Raw genomic sequence first — 21,088 nt, 5'->3', positions numbered from 1 at the left:
CATGAAAGTCATAATAATCTCAGGAGGAAATCCACCATCACAACAATTACTCATGAATGAAATTACTGAGGATGCATTTTTAATTGGAGCAGATAGTGGTGCCAATTGCCTATATGACTATAATATAAATCCTCACTTACTTGTAGGAGATTTTGATTCTATTGATAAAGAGGCCTTGGATTATTTTAAAAAAAATAATTCTATAATAGATATTTATCCTACAGAAAAAGATTTTACTGATACTGAAATTGCAGTTAAAAAGGCTTTGAAAATGAAACCAAATGAAATAGTATTATTGGGGTGCACTGGAAGTAGAGTTGATCATCTGCTTGGAAATATTGGAATGCTAAAAAGTTGCTTAGAAAATGGCGTTAGTGCATGCATTAAGGATGAAAACAATAATATTAGGTTGATTGATGCCGGGACTTCATTAAGTGGCACCGTAGGCGATATATTCTCGGTACAATCTTATGGCGATGAAATAATAGGATTAACTATTAAAGGCGCAAAATATCCTTTAAATAATTACAATTTGAAAATTGGACAGAGTATAACTATTTCAAATGAGTTTGCAGGACCTCAGGTTCAGCTTAAATTTAAATCTGGAACGCTGATGATAATATTATCATCAGATTAATACTTCAATTAATAAATATTTTTATGCGCAAAAAAAGTATATATTACGTATAATGCATTGAAGCGAGCTTTAGAACTTCTTATTTTATTTTTAATTAAGATGCGTTAAGGAAAACATATGGTTGAGTAGAAATCGAGTTTATGTTTTTAACAGATTAATTAAAAATAAAATTAGTAGTTATTAGCGAAGTGAATGCATTAATAGTAATATATACTTTTTTATTTTTTATTTTTGGCAATATTATTGAAAGTAATTCATATAATAATATTGGAATACTTTGAGAGGGGATTAACTTACGAAAAGGTTTTATAAGTGTTTAGAAAAGCAGCTTGGAGTAATCATTGCATGTTTAGGCATAGGAATCATAACAGTAGTAATAGTCCCATTTTGGTGGTGGATAATTGTTGTAGGAGGAGGAATTGTTTATTATGGCTTTACTATAATGGATCATAACCATCATTGTTAGTGAGGTTCAGATAGATAGTGAAAGTTAGAAGAAATTTTACGGATTTCATGTTTGGGAGGTAAGAGAGATGAAAATTATGGCTATTAAGTTACCGAGATTTATATCTCGAATAATTAGATTTTTTTTAAAAAAATAACATAGAAAAACTCAGTTATTACAAAAAAAATCAGTTTTTAGAGGTGGGTTTAAAAAAAACAGCTTTTAAAGCTGGATTTAAATAAGCGATGTAGCTTTTAAAGCTGGATTTAAATAAAAAATGCAGCTTTAAAAGCTGCATTTTTATTTTTTAATTATATAGCACGTTGGACTTTACCTGAACGAAGACATCTAGTACATACATGTATAGATTTAGGCGTTCCGCTAACTATAGCTTTAACTTTTTGAATATTTGGAGCCCATTTTCTTTTTGATTCACGGTGTGAGTGACTATATTGGCTACCTGAAATTACACCTTTATTGCATATTTCGCATTTTCTTGACAATGAAAACACCTCCTTGACTACGAAGAAAAAAATCTTCTCAATTGAAACACGCATAATTGTAACATGAATATTACTACTCTTGCAAGTTAAATAAGAAATTATTCGTAACTAAAGCAATTATAAAATTAATTTTGTTGAATAAATTAGTATTATACTATAAAATAATCTATATAGCGGTATAAGGAGGAATTAAAATGAAAGGTAACATTGCAAGAGAGAATGGTAATATATATTATTCAGAGGAAGCGTTAGCAAACATAGTTGGTATTTCTACAACAGAGTGTTATGGAGTTGTTGGGATGGCACTCAAAGATGCCAAGGATGGATTTTGGCAATTGATTAAGAGCGACGCTTTAAATAAAGGAGTTAAAATTAATTCTAAGGAAAACCAACTATTTATTGAATTATTTATAATAGTTGAATATGGCACGAAAATATCTGTAATAGCAAATAATATAATTCAAAAAACAAGATATAATGTTGAAAATTATACAGGACTGAAAGTTGCAGCAATAACCGTAAACGTCCAAGGTGTAAGGGTCTAGGGAGGTAGCAATGGAATACTTAAAAATTAACGGACAAAATTTTCGTAATATGGTAATAAATGCATCTAATAGGTTAGAAGAAGAAAAAGAATATGTAAATTCATTAAATGTATTTCCTGTTCCGGATGGAGATACAGGTACTAATATGTCAATGACTTTTAAAGCCGCAGTGCAAGAAATTGAAAGTATGTCAACTAAGTCTATTGCTGAGATATCTCAAAAACTAGCTAGGGGCGCGCTGATGGGCGCAAGGGGTAATTCAGGTGTTATATTATCACAAATATTTAGAGGCATTGCAAAAGGGCTAGAAGGCGTAGACGAAGCTACTTCTGAAGAATTGGCTAAAAGCATTTTAGAAGGTGCCCATTTTGCGTATAAGGCGGTTATGAGACCCACTGAAGGTACGATTTTAACTATTATTAAAGCTGCGGGTGAAAGTGCAGTTAATAGCGGAGCAACTGAAGTAGTTGCGCTCATGCAAGAAGTTTGCAAGTGTAGTGAAATTATGCTAGATAAAACTCCAGATATGCTTCCAGCATTAAAACAAGCAAAAGTAGTTGATGCAGGTGGAATGGGACTTTTAATATTGTTTAAAGGAATGCATGAAGCTCTAAGTAATAATATGGAATCTCTAATTAACAAATCGGAAAAGAAAAGTACAAAATCACAAACAAAAACACCTGCAGCTTTAGATATGCCTGTAGACATAAAGTTTGGATACTGTACTGAATTGTTAGTTATCGCTGAAAATGTTGATGCTAATGAATTAAAGAGATATTTAGAAAAGTTTGGAGACTCAATGGTTGTGGTTTCGCAAGATGAATTTGTTAAAATCCATATACACACAAATGATCCAGGAGTAGTGCTTTCAAAAGCAGTAACACTAGGGGAACTGTCTAAGGTGAAAATTGAAAATATGAGAGAACAACATAGAAATTTATTAGGCATTGCGGATGAGAAAGTTGAAGGACCAGTGAAAGAAAACATTATTGAGAATAAAAAATATGGATTTATATCTGTTGCGCTTGGAGAAGGAATTAAGAATATTTTTGAGGATTTAGGTGTGGACGTTGTAATAGAAGGCGGCCAAACCATGAATCCAAGTACACAAGATATATTAGAGAGTATTAATAAAGTTAATGCGGAAAATGTATTTGTATTACCTAATAATAAGAATATACTTATGGCAGCGCTGCAAGCGGTCGAACTGTCAGATAAAAATGTAATTGTTATTCCGTCGAAAACTATCCCACAAGGAATAACTGCTGTAACAATGTTTAATCCAGAAGTTAGTGTAGAAGAAAATGAAAATATATTAAAAGAAGCAATAAAAAATGTTGCAACAGCTTCTGTAACATATGCAGTTAAAGACACTGAATCTGATGGTAATCTAATAAAAGAAGGGAATATTCTAGGTTTAATTGAGCAAAAAATTAAAGAAGTTGGAACAGATATTTATAAAGTTTGCGAAGATACTATAGACAGTATGGTTACAGAGGATAGTGAGCTTATTACAATTTTCTATGGTGAAGACTGTATAATAAGCGAAGTGGAAGAATTTATTTCTGCCCTAGAACACAAATATCCGAATTTAGATATTCAACATTATAATGGAAAACAACCACTTTATTATTTTATTGCGTCAGTTGAATAAAAGCCTTAGGGCTTTTTTTCTTAGGTATTTAATGTACCTTAAAGATTAGTAACGAACAAAACTAATATTAAATCATCTCCTGCGGAGCTGCAACATCTTCGCAGAAGATGCATTGACGACTTCAAAAGGAGAGTTACCCCTTTGTAAACCTCTGGAGTAGATAACAATTCTCAATTGTTATTCCCCCCACTGAAGTTTGCTATTTGTTAGGGTATGCGACTCCCACTTATAGAAGTGGGAGTCTTTCCTTCTGAAATGTCGTTAAAATCTTATTTTTGGAGTGGTATAGGTGGATATTCATAGCGATATAAAATACATAAAGGGTGTTGGACCTAAAATGGCAGAAAATTTGAATAAGTGTGGAATTTTTAACGTATTAGATCTGATATTATATTTTCCACGAGATTATGAGAATGTATCTGCGAATAAAAGCATTCTGAAATGCGCGGAAAGTGAAAAACTCATTGTAGAGTGTACTGTGCTAAATATATTAAAAGATGTTAGGTTAAAAAATAATAAAACTCTTTCTACCATAGTTTTTTGCCAAGGGGATAATAGATTCAAAGGTAAATGGTTTAATCAAACCTATGCAAAAAATAGTTTTAAAATTTCAAATAAATATATTATCACAGGCAAAGTTAATAAATTCAGGGAAGAAATCACAATTATGAATCCTAAGATAGTAAAAAATACGTCTATGGCTACAAATAACATTATTGCCAAGTATCCACTTAAAAATAATGTTACAAATAATTTTTTTAATAAAATTATATCTGACGTATTATGTGATATTGAAATAACGGAGAATTTGCCTAAATGGCTTGTGGAAAAATATGATTTTTGTTCTTTAGATAATGCTGCTCGAAATATACATAGCCCTAAAAGCTTAGAACTCCTTAATAAATCAAAGAGAAGGCTTAAATTTCAAGAATTATTCACTTATTCATTAAAAATATTAATGCTAAAAGAGTTTATAAAATATCATAATGATGGTATTCAATTTAAAATAGCACCAGAGCTTATAATCTTAAAGGAGCAACTTCCATTTCAGCTTACTAAGGCACAAAGTAAAGTTGTAAGAGAAATTCTAATAGATCAAAAGAAGGATATAGGAATGAATCGAATGGTGCAGGGAGATGTTGGAAGTGGTAAAACTATAGTGGCTATAATTACTATGTTTAATGTTGTCAAAAATGGGTATCAGGCATCTATGATGGCACCAACTGAAATCTTAGCAAAGCAACATTATGAAGAAATTCAAAATGTATTAAAAAAATTTTCACTAAAAATACAACTACTAAGCGGAAGTGTTACAGCAAAAAATAAACAATTAATTAAACAGGAGTTAAAAGATGGAACCATTGATATTATTGTTGGAACTCATGCACTTATTGAAGATGATGTAGAGTTTAAAAACTTAGGAATGATTGTTACTGATGAGCAGCATCGTTTTGGAGTATCACAAAGAAATAGATTTTCTAATAAAGGTAAAAACATTGATATTCTTGTAATGACAGCTACCCCTATTCCCCGGACACTCTCTTTATATTTATATGGTGATTTAGACGTATCTATTATAGATGAATTACCTCCAGGCAGGCAGAAAATTGATACAAGCTATGAAAGTATGTCCTATAGTAAAAAGGTGTATGAATTTGCTTTAAACGAGATTAATATGGGGAGGCAAGTTTACATAGTTTGTCCATTGGTGGAAGAAAATGAAGAGATGAAGTTAAGTTCAGTCGAGAAGCTTTACGAAAAATTAAAAGAAGAATATTTTGACTCTATAGAAATAGGGATGATATATGGTAAAATGCCAAGTAAACAAAAAAATGAAATCATGGATAAATTTAAACTTGGAGAAATTAAAGCGCTGATTGCAACTACAGTAATTGAGGTTGGAGTAAATGTACCAAACGCTACAGTTATGATAATTGAAAACTCAGAAAGATTTGGACTTGCACAACTCCATCAACTTAGGGGACGAGTAGGAAGAGGAAAGCATAAGTCATATTGTATACTACTGGCGAATATTACAAATAATATAGTGAAAAGAAGATTAGAAATACTTATAAAAAGTAATGACGGTTTTTTTATTGCTGAAGAAGATTTAAAAAATAGAGGCGCAGGAGAATTATTTGGCATCAAGCAGCATGGTGAATCAGGGTTGATTTTATCAGATTTAATTGAAGATATAGATATTTTAAAACTTGCAAATAGTGAAGCAAAAAAGTTAATGCAAAGTAGTAATGTTGAAGACGTTAAAATAAAGGATGCAATAATAGAAAAAATCGAGCAAAGTTCTAACTACATTTGTTTTAACTAAAGAAAAAATTTCTTTGTATAAATTATATATATATGTTAAAATATTATCGAAACTGGCTTAAATGGAGGAATAAACATATGAGAATTATTTCAGGAAGTGCAAGAGGAAGAAAATTGTTGTCCCCTGTAGGGATGGGAACGAGGCCCACATTAGATAGAATAAAAGAAGCTATATTTAATATAATCCAGGATAGAACACGAAATGCTGTAGTCGTGGATATGTTTTCAGGTACTGGTAGCTTAGGTCTAGAGGCCGCAAGTAGGGGAGCTGAGAAATGTTATCTAATTGATATGGGTGATACTACATTTGATATGTTACAAAAGAATGTAGATAATTTAAAGTTTAACGATAAATGCAAGTGCTTAAAAGGTGACACATATAAATACATGCAACAATTTGCAGATGAAAAGATTGTGTTTGATTTGATTTTTATAGATCCACCATATGCTAAAGACATGATTCCACCTGCTATTGAGATTATTGCATCAAATAGCCTTTTAAGGGAAGATGGGTTGATTGTTTGTAAAATAGATTCTTCAGAAGAAATATATGAAGGAAATTCTATTATTCAGCTTTCCGATTTAAGAAAATATGGTAATACTACTGTATTGCTTTACAAATATAAGGAACTAATAGTTAAGAATTATTAGTTCCTTAAGAAAATACATGAGGGTAACAATTTATAATTGTTACCTACCTCAGAGGAAAACGTGGAGGAATAAGATGAAAAAAGCAATTTGCCCTGGAAGTTTTGATCCAATAACTAACGGACATTTGGATATTATTAAGAGGGCGTCTAGAGTTTATGATGAATTAATCGTAGGAGTGCTTGTTAACCCTGAGAAAAAATGTCTCTTCTCTGTAGATGAGAGAATAGAACAAATAAAAAATGTAGTTAAAAATTTACCCAATGTACGCGTGAAGAAGTTTAGTGGTTTACTTGTTCAACTAATGAATCAAGAGGGTGCTAGTGTCATTGTGAAGGGACTCAGAAGTGTTTTAGATTTTGAATATGAGTTTCAAATGGCATCAATGAATAACAAATTGGATCCAAGTAAGGAAACTGTGTTCATGATGACAAAGACAGAATATAGCTATATAAGTTCCTCTTCAGTTAAACAGGTTGCAATGCTTGGAGGATGTATTGAAGAATTAGTACCTGAGGAAATTATTCCAGATATTATTAGGAAAATTAATTCTAAATAGGGGGGAAATATGGATGTTATAAAACTTTTAGAATACCTTCAAGAAATTGTTGAAAGTTCTTCTAAAATACCTGTTACAGGTAAGGTGGTTGTAAATAAAAGAGAAATATTAGATATAATTGATCAAATTATGAGTCATTTGCCAGATGAGTTTAAAAAGGCTCAGTGGATTTGTGATGAAAAAGAAAGAATTCTTGTTGATTCAAAAAAACAAGCTGAAATTTTTGAAGAAGAGACCATTGATAAAATAAGAAGAAGAGTTGAAAAGCAAGACTTAGTTAAAGAAGCACAAACTCGAGCTGAAGAAATTATAGCATCAGCTCAGAGAGATGCTAAAATTATGAGGCTTGGGGCTAAAGATTATGCGGATGAAATATTATCCCAATTAGATAAAGAGATTGAATTAAAAGGTCAGAAAATGCTTCATAAGATTAAGGGCGATGTTCAAGATTTTTTAATATCTCTACAAGGAGAAGTTACGGATACCACAACTTCAATAAGAGATAATGTAAAAGAGCTAAGAAGTATGAAATAGTTTAACTATATTTATAAGTAATATCGGGATAAATAAAATGATTAATATTAAAAAATATAAATTACTAACTTTATATATACTTACATTATTAAAAGTAAAAACCGATGTAGTATGTAGAAAAATACAATATAGAATCAGCGTTAAAATTGAGGAAATTATGCCTTGAATAAACTTTCGAGCAATGTATTTTTTTATTGAGACATCATATTTATAGGTATAGCTATAAACTTGAGAAATTATAGACAAACCACTAAAAGCAATTAAAAAACTCAAAACTGGAAGTTTTACATACAGATTTGAATTACTAGAGGATATTAAATAGCATCCGTTAGTCATCTCTAACATTCCTAATAATAACCCTTCTATAAAATTCCCAGAACAGCCAATAATTAAAGAAAACTTATTAAGGGCAATGTGAAATATTACATTGTCTTTAATTAATCCTGTTATTACGGAGAATATTACAATAAAACCACCGATATTTAAGGCATTCTTCATGGCATCTTCAATACTGTTTTTCAATATCATGCCAATATTTGTGGTGGGTGGATGGTTTCTTGAAAAATTGTCACCTCTATTTTTAATTTTAAAATAAGAATCTTTTGAGGGAATAATAAATCCCATAAACATGCAAGAGAGAATATTAGAGAGTATTAACATATAACCAATTTTAGCATTTGACATCATAGAAGCGCCCACTGCGCCTATAATAAAAAGTGGGCTTGCATTAGAAGCTATATTTAGCAATCGTTCACAGGTATTTAAATCAATTATATTTTTTTCGTACAAATCGCAAGTGTATCTCGCACCAAGGGGATAACCACATAGTAAACTAACTAAAAGAGCAAAGTTACATTCTTTTGGTAGCTTTAAGGGTTTACAAATTAGATTGCCTAACAATTTAGAATAAATATGAATGCCGTCGTAGCTTATTATAATATTTATTACAACTAAAAATGGAAAAAGAGAAGGAAAAATTGAATTGAAAAACAATTTTGCACCAGAGATAGTGTACTGGATACAAATATTAGGAGCTATTATTATTTGTAGAATAAAAAGAGAACAAATTAATGTTATTGATAGATTTATCTTCAAAGCTTTAAATAGTTCAAATAATAATAATATTATGAAAATTAATAATATAATTAATAGTAATTTCAATGTTAGACCCCTTTTTAAGTATTACTGTATTAAATATATTTAAATTTTCATAAATTTATGTGTTGGAAACACTAATTTTAAATATAATAAATGCTACTATCTATTTATGATAGCAGCATTTATTTTTACTTTATAATTATAGGCGATATCAAATAATCGCTATTATGACTTATACTACTATTTATAATGCTATAAGCCCTTGTAGACTGAGTATCTAGTTGCATGGTGTCATTGCACTTTTTAGGAATTTTAGTATAAAGCGGAATGCTACTGTTTGATTTTATAGATTTTAGAATTGACTTTCCATTTGAGTTAAATCCTAAAATTCGAGCATAAGGGCAAGGCATTGATCTTAATTTTTTAGTATCAAAGCTATCAAATCCTATAAAATATTGACATAATATTCTACTAATGCGAGTGTAAGTGTAGCGTTTGCTTTTTATATTGGCCAGTGCACTAGAGTAACTTAAACTATTTTGTAAGGAGCTAATAATCCTATTATCAAGACCCTCAGATACGTCTGGTAAATTTACTAAAGAATTTTTTGATGTAGCAGATTTATGTTTAATATACGGGAACATGGAATCTTCAAATGTAAATTCATAATTTTTCGAGTATAAGTTTTGAAGTTCAGTTAATACTGAACTTGGGATATGACCTGCAAGTTTTATTAAAGAACCATTTTCTTTCAAAAATTTTCTTATAGCTGTCGCGCTTGAAAATTCATTATGTAAAAGATCACTGTTATAAGATGCACCTTCTCTTTTTAATGTGTAAGGTGTAATAGAACTTTTTAACTTGATTAAGCTTTTGCAATACTCTATACCTAGTATATTATTAGGTGAATTTAAACAGTTATCTAATAATAAGTCTGATATGTCCAATTTTGAATTCATCAAATAATCATAAAGTGCATTAGATCTTGCTAAAGGGTAAGTGATACCTTTTGATAAATAAGTTTTTAACAGTGATTTAAATTCAATAGGTTCTTGAAGTAATATATTGGAAATATTATATAAATCATTAATATTTCCATGTTCACTACCAAAGCAAATATTATCCACTACTCCTAAGCTGTTTAGAAGACTTACAGCGCCAAAGGAAAAAAAATCTGCTGATGATACGCTGTAGATAGTTGGTAGCTCTATTACTAAATCTACTCCGTTATTTAATGCCATTTTAGTTTTTGTCCATTTGTCTATACTTGATGGAATACCACGTTGAGTAAAATTCCCACTCATAACACAAATTAAGGCATCACAGTTTGTGAGCTCCTTGGTTTTATTAATATGATATACGTGACCGTTATGTAATGGATTATATTCAACAATTATACCTGAAATATTCATTAAATCACCTCATGAAAGCTCATATAAATATAAGCTAATAATTTATGTCTAAAGAGAAACCACTAAAAATAATGCAATAATTATATTCTGAAATGTCGTTAAAACTTATACATATTATATAATATAAAATGAATTAATTAAAGTACATATATTTCAAAAAAGACAAAAAGGATGAAAATTAAGAATATTTAAAATATAATATATGTAAATGATTTTGTAGTTTTATGTTGAAATGTATAGGGCAAAGGGTGTATATTATTATTGTATATTAAGTTGATAATAAACGAGAGGGGCAATAAGAATGGCATTTATAGCTAGAATGTGTAAATTGGCACAGGCAGATAAAAAAAGAATAGTACTTCCAGAGGGAGAAGAAGAGAGGACTATAAAAGCTAGTGAAATCATCAAAAATAATTCACTAGCCGAGGTAATATTAATAGGAGATAAAAGTGTAATACAAGCAAAAGCAGCTAAGTTATCAGTTAGCATTGAAGGTATAGAAATTGTAGACCCAAAAACTTCTGAAAGAACTGATTTTTATGCAAAGGAATTTTATGAGATAAGAAAAAATAAAGGAATGACTCTAGAAAAAGCGTCTGAAACAATGCAAGATTGTGTGTATTTTGGAACTATGATGCTTAAGATGGGAGAAGCTGATGGAATGGTTTCCGGAGCTGTACATTATACAGGAGATTTACTTAGGCCTGGAATGCAAATTATTAAAACTGCACCAGGAATTAAGATTATTTCAAGTTTCTTTATAATGGAATTGCCTCACGATGAATATGGAGAAGATGGACTGCTTTTATTTGCAGATTCCGCTGTTAATATAAACCCTAATGCGGAGGACCTAGCAGCTATAGCTATTAGCACTGCAGATAATGCAAGATTGTTATGCGATTTTGAACCTAAGGTTGCAATGTTGTCTTTTTCAACTAGAGGAAGTGCAAAGCATGAATTAGTTGATAAAGTAGTAAATGCTACTGAAATTGCAAAGAAGGCTAGACCTGATTTACAAATTGACGGAGAACTTCAGTTAGATGCAGCGATTGTTGCTAGTGTAGCAAAACAAAAAGCACCAAATAGTACTGTAGCTGGAAACGCAAACGTTTTAATATTTCCAGACATACAATCTGGAAATATTGGATATAAATTAGTGCAAAGATTTGCTAAAGCAAAAGCTATCGGACCGGTTTGTCAAGGATTTGCAAAGCCTATAAATGATTTATCAAGAGGATGCAGTGTGGATGACATAGTTAATGTTGTTGCAGTTACTGCGGTTCAAGCTCAAATTCAAAATAAACTTATATAAAACATATAATTTAAATATATATTATTAGGAGGAAAATTTAATGAAAGTATTAGTCATAAACTGTGGAAGTTCATCACTTAAGTATCAATTAATAAACATGGAAAATGAAGAATGTTTAGCACTCGGATTAATAGAAAGAATAGGAATGGAAGGTTCAAAATTAACGCAAAAGGTTAATGGGGAAAAATATATTATTGAAGAGACTATGAAAGATCATACAGATGCTATTAGATTAGTAATTGGCGCACTTGTAGATTGTGATCATGGTGTTATTAAAGATTTATCAGAAATAGATGCAGTGGGACATAGAATTGTTCATGGTGGAGAAAAATATGCAGAATCAGTTATAATTAATGATGAAGTGATGAAGAACTTAGAAGAATGTGCAAAACTTGCACCACTTCATAATCCAGCTAATATAATCGGGATTAATGCTTGTAAAGCATTAATGTCTAGTACGCCTATGGTAGCTACATTTGATACCGCGTTTCATCAGACAATGCCAGAAGTTGCATATATATACCCACTTCCGTATGATCTTTATACTAAACATGGTATTAGAAAATATGGATTCCACGGAACATCTCACAAATATGTTTCAGATAAAGCTGCAAAAATGATGGGTAAAGACATAAAAGATCTAAAATTAATTACTTGTCACTTAGGAAATGGAGCAAGTATTTCTGCAGTGCAAAATGGTAAATCAGTAGAAACAAGTATGGGATTTACTCCACTTGAAGGGATAGCTATGGGAACTAGATGCGGAAATATAGACCCAGCTATAATAATATATATAATGCAAGAATTAAAATTAACAATTGATGAAGCTAATGATTTAATGAATAAAAAATCAGGCGTTTTAGGAATATCAGGGGTAAGCAGTGACTTTAGAGATATAGAAGATGCTGCATGGAAAGATGGAAATCATAGAGCACAGTTAGCGCTTGATATATTTGTCTATAAAGTTAAGAAATTTATAGGATCTTATGCTGCAGTAATGGGCGGAGTAGATGCAATTATATTCACTGCCGGACTTGGTGAAAACTCTCCAGAAACAAGAGAAGATATATGCAAGGGACTAGAGTTCTTGGGAGCAGTCTTAGATAAGGCAAAGAATAAGATTCGCGGAAAAGAGGCAGAAATAAGTACAGAAGATTCTAAAACTAAAATACTTGTTATACCAACAAATGAAGAATTAGTAATAGCAAGAGACACGAAGGCTTTAATAAAATAAAATTATTGCTAATGTCTATAATAAATAATTCTTGACTTTTTACTGTATTGTTTATATAATTAACTGTGTTTGATGTAAGTAAAAAACTATTTAGTTAGGAGGGACGCGGAAGCTTTGCTCGAGCTGTATATTTTTTTATACAAGGTATAAAGATTTTCTTTATATGAGAAGAACTAGAACTAAATAGTATTTAGTTTTTCAGAGTGGATAATATGGTAATAGACGTTTCAGAATTATTTAGTAATAAAAACAAAAGAAAAGAACTTCATTTAGATTTGGAAAAAGATAAGTTTTTCTATGATAATGAATTTGTACAATTTTCTAAACCAGTTAAAACGCATTTAATTTTAAAATCTATCGATGATGAAATAGATTTAACTGGAAGTATGGAGACAGAACTATTACTTGCTTGTTCTAGGTGTCTTGAGACTTTTTCTTATTCAATACATATTGAATTAAATGAAAGATTGTCAAAAACTCTAAAGAGTGAAGATGAGGATATTATTTTTATTGAAAATGATAGATTAGATTTAAATGAAATTATGGAAAATAATATCATTTCTATGCTGCCTATAAAAAAACTTTGTAATAAAGATTGCAAAGGGTTATGCCATCATTGTGGAATCAATCTAAATCATAGTGCATGTAAATGTGCAATTGACGATGTTGATCCAAGGTTGGCAAAACTAAAAGAACTGTTTTTAACTGATTAAGGAGGTGTTACAATGGGAAATCCTGCTAGAAAATTTTCTAAAGGTAGAAGAGATTCTCGAAGAGCGCAAACATTTAAACTTGGTTTACCAGGAATAGTTGAGTGTCCTCAGTGCCACGATATGAAACTTTCGCACAGAGTATGTAAAAACTGTGGATATTACAAAAATAGAGAAGTTGTTTCAATGGAGCAAAAATAAAAAGGAAAGTCGAAAGACTTTCTTTTTATTTTTTAAATACAATTATATTTGTATTCTGGTATTATTAATACTAGAATTATTTGCGCACTATGGTATATAATATAAACAAACAAATAAATATAAATAAATATTTATTTGTATTTATTTGTTTGTTATAATGCACATTTAAAGTGAGGGTTTAAAATGGTAGTTGTTGTAGATGGAATGGGTGGAGATTTTTCTCCAAATGCTGTGGTTGAAGGTTGCATCGCAGCTATAAAAGAATATGATATAGATATAGTAATAACTGGTCCTGAACAATTAATTCGCGAAGAACTAAAGAAGTATACTTATGATTGTAACAAAATAAAAATTGTTGATGCTATAGAAGTTATTAGTACAAATGAACATCCTGTAATGGCGGTTAAACGCAAAAAGAATTCAAGCCTCGTAAAAGCATTGAATCTTGTGAAAAATGGAGAGGCAGATGCTATTATTTCAGCTGGAAGTACAGGTGCTTTTTTAGCTGGATGTACACTTATAGTAGGAAGAATAAAAGGTATAGATAGACCGGCTCTAGCACCAATAGTGCCAGGTAAAAAAGGCCCCTTTATGATAATTGACTGTGGAGCAAATGCAGAATGTAAACCTCATTATTTAGTGCAATTTGGACTTATGGGGAAAACATATTTTGAAAACATTTTAAAAATAGCTAATCCATCAGTAGGTCTTGTGAATATAGGAACTGAAGAAGAAAAGGGTAATGAACTTTCAAAATCAGCTCATAAACTATTAAAAGAAGCAGATTTAAATTTTGTAGGCAATGTGGAAGCTAGAGAAATTCCAACTGGAGACGTCAATGTTATAGTTTGTGATGGGTTTACAGGAAATGTAATTTTAAAGCTATATGAAGGTGTTGTTGCTAGTGTATTTGATTTATTAAAAACAAGAATAATGGGATCCTTCAGAACTAAATTTGGAGGAATGCTATTAAAACCAATTTTTAAAAGCTTTAAAAAGGATTTCGACTATAAAGAATATGGCGGAGCTGCATTTCTCGGAGTAAATGGGATTTGCATAAAAGCTCATGGTAGTTCAGATTCTAAAGCTTTTAAAAATGCAATTAGACAAGCTACAATATTTTATGAAAATAATGTTGTAGATAAATTAAAATTAGAAATTGAAAAATTATCTCAGCAGGAAAAGAACATAAATGAGAACTTGTAATAATTGTTAGGTATAATATAGAAAGGTAAGGAGGTGAGTATATTATGTTTGAAAAAATTAGAGCGTGTATAGCATCGCAATTAAGCATAGATGAAGAAGAAATAAAAATGGAATCATCTTTTATGAATAATTTAGGCGCTGATTCTCTTGATATCGTAGAATTAATTATGGCACTCGAAGAAGAGTACGATATAGAAATTCCGGATGAAGATGTTGAGAAAATTGCGACTGTTGGCGATATAGTGGAATATATTAAAATTCACTCAGAAGAGTAACATAAGGTCCCGCAGTATTGCGGGCCTTTAGCTTTTTCAAACTTATTTTTGAATTTACTATAAAAGTTATCTTTCTAAGATAACCAGTAAATGTATTGTTTTATTTGTCAGGCTAAGTAAATTGAATAATAAACTTGAAGAATCTTGCGAATGAAGAAAACATTATTTAAATAAACTTCCGAAAAGGAGGAATGATTATGAAGTACGATATAAAATTACAGGAACTTGAGAAGGAACTGAAATTGAATTTTAGTGATAAAGAGTTATTGAAAACAGCAATAACCCACAGTTCCTATGCAAATCAGAAAAAGAAGGTTGAATTTAATGAAAGGCTTGAGTTCTTGGGCGATTCTGTATTACAACTTGTAATATCCGAATACTTATACAGTCGCTTTACGGAAAAACCTGAAGGATACTTAACTAAAATTAGGTCCCTAATTGTTTGCGAAAATTCGCTGTGCGATATTGCAAACGTATGGGAACTTGGAAAGTACATGAACATGAGCAAAGGTGAAGAAATTACTGGTGGTAGAAATAGAGTTTCAATATTGGCTGATTGTGTTGAAGCAATAATTGCTGCTGTATATTTGGATAAAGGAATAGAATATTCTAATTCATTTATACTTAACAACTTTAAAGAAATCATTGAGAAAGCAATTAGCAACGAGATAGTTTTGGATTATAAGACTAAGCTTCAGGAAATATTTCAGCAGAATGGGGAAGTAAATATTTGCTATGAACTTGTGAAATTTGAAGGGCCACCACACAAGAGAAAATTTTTTGTAAGCCTATTAATAAATGATTGTGTAAAAGGCTCAGGGCAAGGTTATAGTAAAAAAGAAGCAGAGCAAAATGCAGCAAAACAGGTTATGATGAATCAGGAGGATGTACATGAGTAATTTGCATTACATTATTCCTATTTTCGTTCCACATGAGGGTTGCCCACATGATTGTGTATTTTGTAATCAAAATAGCATAACAGGAACATCAACAAAAGTTGATGCAATGTATGTGGAGCAAACGGTAAATGAATATTTGAAAACAATAAATAATGATGATGCTATTATTGAGGTATCATTTTTTGGAGGAACTTTCACAGCTATAAAAATGGAAAAGCAAATAGAACTTTTAACTGTTGCTAAGAAATTAAAAGATGATAATAAAATAAAATTCATTAGATTATCTACAAGGCCAGATTATATTAATGATAAAATATTGAGCAATCTAAAAAAATACTCTGTAGATATTATAGAACTCGGAGTACAATCCCTTGATGAAGAAGTGTTATTAAAGTCTGGAAGAGGTCACACTGCAAGTGATGTAGTGAATGCTTCAAAACTTATAAAGCAGTATGGTTTTGTTTTAGGACACCAAATAATGATAGGCCTTCCAGGAGATAATATAAATAAAGATATAGAGACAGCCAAAAGAGCGATTGATCTTAAGCCAGATATTTGTCGGATATATCCGGCACTTGTGATTAAAGATACACCTATGGAGAGCATGTATATAAAGCAAGAATTCAAACCTTATTCATTAAGTGAAGCAGTAAACATAAGTAAGATTATTTACATTATGATGGTAGCAAACCAAATAAATGTGATCAGGATAGGATTACAGCCAACTGTTGAAATCTCAGAAGGCAATGATTTAGTTGCAGGACCATTTCATCCTGCATTTAGAGAATTAGTTGAAGGCAGTATATATAATGATTTATTATATGATGTTATAGTGAATAATTTTAAAAGTGACACGGGCGTTAATAAAGTTTTAGTGAAAATAAATCCAAAAGACATTTCAAAACTTTACGCTAATGGCAAAAGTTTTTTTTATGGCATAAAAAAACAAATAAAAACAGTTTCAATAGAAATATCCCAAGATATTACCATTAGCCGTGGAAGTATTAGTATATCTAAAGAAGAAAAATGCATTATTATGACCATACATGAGTATGTGTCCTCAAAGTATAAAGAAGGATTTTAATTTGGTGTATAGAATATAGTGTCTATCCTTGCACGTTAAATAAAGTATATATTACGTTAAATTATTTGTAGTAATATATACTTTATTTATATTAAAGAAAAAAATAAAAATATGAGGTGAATTATGAAAAAGAAAACAAGAGATAAATATACAAAGGTATTTATTTATAGTATAGTTGTAATTTTTATTATAGGATTTATATCGCCAATGCTATTTAGGTAAAATAGGAGAGTGTTTTAATGTTCTTAAAATCTATTGAAATAAGAGGATTTAAATCCTTTGCAGATAAAACAGAGTTAACATTCACGAAGGGAATTACGGCAGTAGTTGGGCCAAATGGAAGTGGTAAAAGCAATATATCTGATGCTGTTAGGTGGGTCCTCGGAGAACAAAGTGCACGAAACTTAAGAGGAGATAAAATGGAGGATATTATATTCGCTGGCACACAGTTTAGGAAACCGGTTGGCCTGGCGCAAGTTTCCTTGATTTTGGATAATAGCGATTCTGGACTGGACATTGATTATTCTAATGTTACAATCTCGAGAAGATTATATCGTTCAGGAGAAAGCGAATATTTAATAAACAATACATCTTGTAGATTAAAAGATGTTCAACAGCTTTTTATGGATACTGGTATAGGAAAAGAAGGATACTCAATTATTGGTCAAGGTAAAATTGATGCTATTTTAAGTGGTAAAACTGAGGAAAGACGAAAATTGTTTGAAGAGGCTGCAGGAATTGTTAAGTTTAAAACAAGAAAAGAAGAAGCAGAAAAGAGATTAGATAGTACAGATCAAAATTTGATTAGAATAGAAGATATTTTAAGCACTTATGAAGAAAGACTAGAACCATTAATGAATGAAAGCGAAAAGGCAAAGAAATTTTTAAAACTTTTTGAAGAATTAAAAAGCAAAGAGGTTAGCATAATTATTGACTCCATTAATAAGGTTGAAGAAAAAATTAAAAGATTACACGATGAAGGTACTGAATTAGATGGCGAAGTAATACAAAGCACAAAGGGAAAAACCCAATTTAAGAAAGATGTTGAATACTGGAACAGTGAATTTGAAACATTTGAAAATAAAAACCGAGAAGAAAAACAAATATATTACAACAATAAGTTGATTTACCAAAATAATGTCTCTGAAATAAAGATACTAAATGAAAGAATAGATAATTTAGCAAAAGCAATTGATAAAACATCAAATGAGAGCGATATTATTCGTAAAAATTTATTGGAATTTAAACGCAATAAGGATGTATCAGAAGATTCTTTGAATATTATAAAAAATACTCAAATGGAAATAGTAGAAAAAATTCAATATGAAGAAATAAAAATTAAGGGTATTGAGGGAAATATAGCGATTGAAAGTGATGAAGCTAAAACTCTTAAGGAAAAAGAGCAAAGCAGCATTGATAAAACTATTGAATTTACCAATAATCTATTAATTTTAAAAAATAACATGGATATCTCTAAAAAAAGAATTGATACTTTGAAAAATAACATTGAAAATTTCGACAATTCAATAAAAATCAATGCGAATACAAAAACAGTATTTGAAAGTCAAATGGAAGAATTTAAAGATAAAATAGTTCGCTATGAAAGTAAGGTTAGGGATAATAAAAAAGAAAGTGATAAATTACAAAACATTCTAACGTTTAATGAAAGAACTATGAAAAATTGTAATTTTAAAATTAATAAAACAGAAGCTAATTTTAATGTACTTACAACTTTGGAAAAAAAGCATGAAGGTTATAATAAATCGGTAAAAAATTTAATGCAACACGTGAATGAAGGTAAAGTAGGAAATATTCGTGAGTGTTTTGTACTCGGAGAAATTATAAAGGTGGAAAAAAATTTAGAAGTAGCTATAGAAATTGCCTTGGGGGGATCTATATCACATATAATAACTAAAGATGAAACCGTGGCAAAATTATTAATAGATTTTTTGAAGGTAAACAATCTCGGAAGAGCAACATTTTTACCTTTAAACATTATTAAGGGTAAAAGACTTACAATTGATAATGAAACTAAAAACAATCCTGGATTTGTTGGAATGGCAAATGAATTAATAAGTTATGATGAGAAATTTAGTGAAGTTATTGCATTTATTTTAGGTAGGACAATTATATGTAAAGATATGAATTCGGCCCTCCAAATATCTAAAAAAAATAATTTTAGATATAAAATCGTTACATTATCAGGAGAAATTATAAACGTTGGCGGTTCGTTAACTGGTGGAAGCGTATATTCAAAGACTTCAAGCATAATTGGTAGAAAAAGAGAAATAAAAGAGTTGGCTAAGGATTTAGATGTGTTAAAAGATGAATCAATTATTTACTTGGAAAAAATAAAACAAAGCAAATCTGAAATTTTAGGGTTAAACGAAGAAAACTTAAATTTAAAGGATAAGGTTCACTTTGAAAATATTGAAGTAACGAAGGTGGAAGCTAAAGTAAGCTCAATAATTAATGAAACAAACAGATTAAAAAACAATATAATGGCTCTAAACACTGAAAAGTCATTAGAAGAGGGTAAACTTGAAAAGGGAAATAAAGAAATTGATGAAAAAAATGAATCTGTTGCTAAATTTATTCATGCGAAAGATGAAATACAACAAAGTCTTAACAAGGTTGATTTTAAATTAAAAGATAAATTGCAAGAAATTGAAAATATAAAAGAATCAATTATTGATGCTAAGATAAAAAAAGCTCAAATTGATGAAACAATACATAATAAGCGATCTGAAATTCAAAGATTAAATGATGAAATATCGGTATATAATGAAAAAATAATTGTATTTTCTAGAGAAATAGAAGAATCCATGAAAAATAAAAACAAAAATTTATTTTCAATTCAAAGTGCCGAAGTAAAAGTAAAAGAAATAATGAGTATACTAGAAAAAACGGAAAAAAAATTTGAAGACAATGAAATTAAAAGAATTAAAATTAAAGAGCATATAAAAATAAGTGTGGAGCATTTAGAAAATGTTTCGCAAGTGCTAGAAAAAACCGAAAAAGAAATGCACAAATGTGAATTAGCCCTTGCGAAAGTTAAAATGGAAAAGGATACTTACTATCAGAAACTGAACGATGACTTTGAATTAACATATGCGGAAGCATTGCAATTTAAAAATGAAATTGAAGACATTGATAAGCTTAAAAAGGAAATAATAGCACTAAAAGCGGCAATATCAATGCTTGGTAAAATTAATGTTAGTGCGATTGAAGAATATAAAGAAGTTAAAGATAAATTCACTTTTATGAATGGTCAAAAAGAAGATTTGGTTTTAGCGAAAAACGAATTATTAACTGTAATAGGTGAAATGACTGAAAAAATGAAACAAATATTTGCAGAAAATTTTATTATATTAAGACAAAATTTTAATGAAACCTTCACGGAATTATTTAAGGGTGGAAGTGCAGATTTAATACTTACAGAAGGCGACGAACTTACTGCCAAAATTGATATTAATGTTCAACCACCAGGGAAAAAACTTCAAAACATAAGTTTAATGTCTGGTGGAGAAAAAGTTTTATCCGCAATAGCATTATTATTTGCAATATTAAAGATGAAGCCAACACCTTTTTGCATTTTAGATGAAATTGAAGCAGCACTTGATGATGCGAATGTAGTTAGGTATGCTGAATTTTTAAAGAGATTTTCGGATAATGTTCAGTTTATTATAATAACTCACAGGAAGGGAACTATGGAAGCTGGAGATGTATTATATGGGGTTACCATGGAGGAAAAGGGAGTGTCAAAAATAGTATCTGTGGATTTGAATAAGTAAAATTATTTATAAT

20 protein-coding genes are annotated in these 21,088 nt (G+C 30.1%); 17 read left to right on the top strand and 3 right to left on the bottom strand.

All coding sequences use genetic code 11. The annotated features are described in order from the left end of the window. Position 1 precedes the first annotated feature (1 nt). Positions 2-637 (top strand): thiamine diphosphokinase, encoded by a 636-nt coding sequence (locus ACWJKS_RS11255; protein WP_165413695.1) that lies wholly within the window; start codon positions 2-4, stop codon positions 635-637. 756 nt (positions 638-1,393) lie between these two features. Here ACWJKS_RS11255 and rpmB read toward each other — a convergent pair. Beyond that, on the bottom strand, positions 1,394-1,585 hold the full coding sequence (rpmB, locus tag ACWJKS_RS11250) for a 50S ribosomal protein L28 (protein WP_165413696.1): 192 nt from the start codon (positions 1,583-1,585) through the stop codon (positions 1,394-1,396). Positions 1,586-1,779: 194 nt separating this feature from the next. Between rpmB and ACWJKS_RS11245 the strand changes: the two genes are divergently transcribed. The 6 genes from ACWJKS_RS11245 to ACWJKS_RS11220 all read left to right on the top strand — a co-directional run bounded on the left by ACWJKS_RS11245 (position 1,780) and on the right by ACWJKS_RS11220 (position 7,850). Continuing rightward, positions 1,780-2,130: an Asp23/Gls24 family envelope stress response protein gene (locus ACWJKS_RS11245; RefSeq protein WP_165413697.1), complete on the top strand. Its 351-nt coding sequence runs from the start codon at positions 1,780-1,782 to the stop codon at positions 2,128-2,130. 10 nt (positions 2,131-2,140) lie between these two features. Further along, positions 2,141-3,784, top strand: a complete 1,644-nt coding sequence (locus ACWJKS_RS11240) for a DAK2 domain-containing protein (RefSeq protein WP_462959595.1) — start codon at positions 2,141-2,143, stop codon at positions 3,782-3,784. Between the two features lie 289 nt (positions 3,785-4,073). Beyond that, positions 4,074-6,110, top strand: coding sequence for an ATP-dependent DNA helicase RecG (gene recG / locus ACWJKS_RS11235; protein ID WP_462959594.1), 2,037 nt, complete (start codon positions 4,074-4,076; stop codon positions 6,108-6,110). A 77-nt stretch (positions 6,111-6,187) separates the two neighbouring features. Further along, positions 6,188-6,760, top strand: a complete 573-nt coding sequence (gene rsmD, locus ACWJKS_RS11230) for a 16S rRNA (guanine(966)-N(2))-methyltransferase RsmD (RefSeq protein WP_216302534.1) — start codon at positions 6,188-6,190, stop codon at positions 6,758-6,760. A gap of 73 nt (positions 6,761-6,833) precedes the next feature. Then, a complete protein-coding gene (gene coaD / locus ACWJKS_RS11225) occupies positions 6,834-7,316 on the top strand; it encodes a pantetheine-phosphate adenylyltransferase (protein ID WP_165413701.1) in 483 nt (160 codons plus the stop codon). A gap of 9 nt (positions 7,317-7,325) precedes the next feature. Continuing rightward, entirely contained in the window at positions 7,326-7,850 is a 525-nt protein-coding gene (locus ACWJKS_RS11220; RefSeq protein WP_165413702.1) for an ATPase, read from the top strand. On the opposite strand, the gene ylbJ is transcribed toward ACWJKS_RS11220, so the two are convergent. Together ylbJ and ACWJKS_RS11210 are read right to left on the bottom strand one after the other, a co-directional pair. Next, positions 7,833-9,011, bottom strand: a complete 1,179-nt coding sequence (gene ylbJ / locus ACWJKS_RS11215; RefSeq protein ID WP_216302535.1) for a sporulation integral membrane protein YlbJ — start codon at positions 9,009-9,011, stop codon at positions 7,833-7,835. The genes ACWJKS_RS11220 and ylbJ overlap by 18 nt on opposite strands. 125 nt (positions 9,012-9,136) lie before the next feature. Then, positions 9,137-10,360 (bottom strand): nucleotidyltransferase, encoded by a 1,224-nt coding sequence (locus ACWJKS_RS11210; RefSeq protein WP_216302536.1) that lies wholly within the window; start codon positions 10,358-10,360, stop codon positions 9,137-9,139. A gap of 301 nt (positions 10,361-10,661) precedes the next feature. Here ACWJKS_RS11210 and pta point away from each other — a divergent pair, with 301 nt between their 5' ends. The 10 genes from pta (at position 10,662) to smc (ending at position 21,075) form a co-directional block, all read left to right on the top strand. After that, positions 10,662-11,672, top strand: a complete 1,011-nt coding sequence (gene pta, locus ACWJKS_RS11205; protein WP_165414025.1) for a phosphate acetyltransferase — start codon at positions 10,662-10,664, stop codon at positions 11,670-11,672. Positions 11,673-11,712: 40 nt separating this feature from the next. Beyond that, a complete protein-coding gene (locus ACWJKS_RS11200; RefSeq protein ID WP_165414024.1) occupies positions 11,713-12,906 on the top strand; it encodes an acetate/propionate family kinase in 1,194 nt (397 codons plus the stop codon). Positions 12,907-13,118: 212 nt separating this feature from the next. Continuing rightward, on the top strand, positions 13,119-13,619 hold the full coding sequence (locus ACWJKS_RS11195; RefSeq protein ID WP_165414023.1) for a YceD family protein: 501 nt from the start codon (positions 13,119-13,121) through the stop codon (positions 13,617-13,619). A 12-nt stretch (positions 13,620-13,631) separates the two neighbouring features. Continuing rightward, the gene (rpmF, locus tag ACWJKS_RS11190) at positions 13,632-13,817 is read left to right on the top strand and encodes a 50S ribosomal protein L32 (protein ID WP_165414022.1); all 186 of its coding nucleotides are present in this window, start codon (positions 13,632-13,634) and stop codon (positions 13,815-13,817) included. A gap of 183 nt (positions 13,818-14,000) precedes the next feature. Then, positions 14,001-15,023 carry a phosphate acyltransferase PlsX gene (plsX, locus tag ACWJKS_RS11185; protein WP_220285907.1) on the top strand — a complete coding sequence of 341 codons (1,023 nt, stop codon included), beginning with the start codon at positions 14,001-14,003 and terminating at the stop codon, positions 15,021-15,023. A gap of 41 nt (positions 15,024-15,064) precedes the next feature. Continuing rightward, complete coding sequence (acpP, locus tag ACWJKS_RS11180; protein WP_304518712.1) at positions 15,065-15,298, top strand: acyl carrier protein; 234 nt, start codon at positions 15,065-15,067, stop codon at positions 15,296-15,298. A 197-nt stretch (positions 15,299-15,495) separates the two neighbouring features. Further along, on the top strand, positions 15,496-16,197 hold the full coding sequence (gene rnc, locus ACWJKS_RS11175; RefSeq protein ID WP_369811881.1) for a ribonuclease III: 702 nt from the start codon (positions 15,496-15,498) through the stop codon (positions 16,195-16,197). Then, on the top strand, positions 16,190-17,281 hold the full coding sequence (locus ACWJKS_RS11170) for an elongator complex protein 3 (protein WP_216302540.1): 1,092 nt from the start codon (positions 16,190-16,192) through the stop codon (positions 17,279-17,281). The genes rnc and ACWJKS_RS11170 overlap by 8 nt, the downstream gene beginning before the upstream one ends. A gap of 123 nt (positions 17,282-17,404) precedes the next feature. Then, on the top strand, positions 17,405-17,503 hold the full coding sequence (locus ACWJKS_RS11165; protein ID WP_165414017.1) for a DUF4044 domain-containing protein: 99 nt from the start codon (positions 17,405-17,407) through the stop codon (positions 17,501-17,503). A 17-nt stretch (positions 17,504-17,520) separates the two neighbouring features. Continuing rightward, a complete protein-coding gene (gene smc / locus ACWJKS_RS11160; RefSeq protein WP_216302541.1) occupies positions 17,521-21,075 on the top strand; it encodes a chromosome segregation protein SMC in 3,555 nt (1,184 codons plus the stop codon). Positions 21,076-21,088 lie beyond the last annotated feature (13 nt).

Source organism: Clostridium sp. CM038 (genome assembly GCF_055081105.1).
This window is presented reverse-complemented; position numbering and strand designations above follow the sequence as displayed.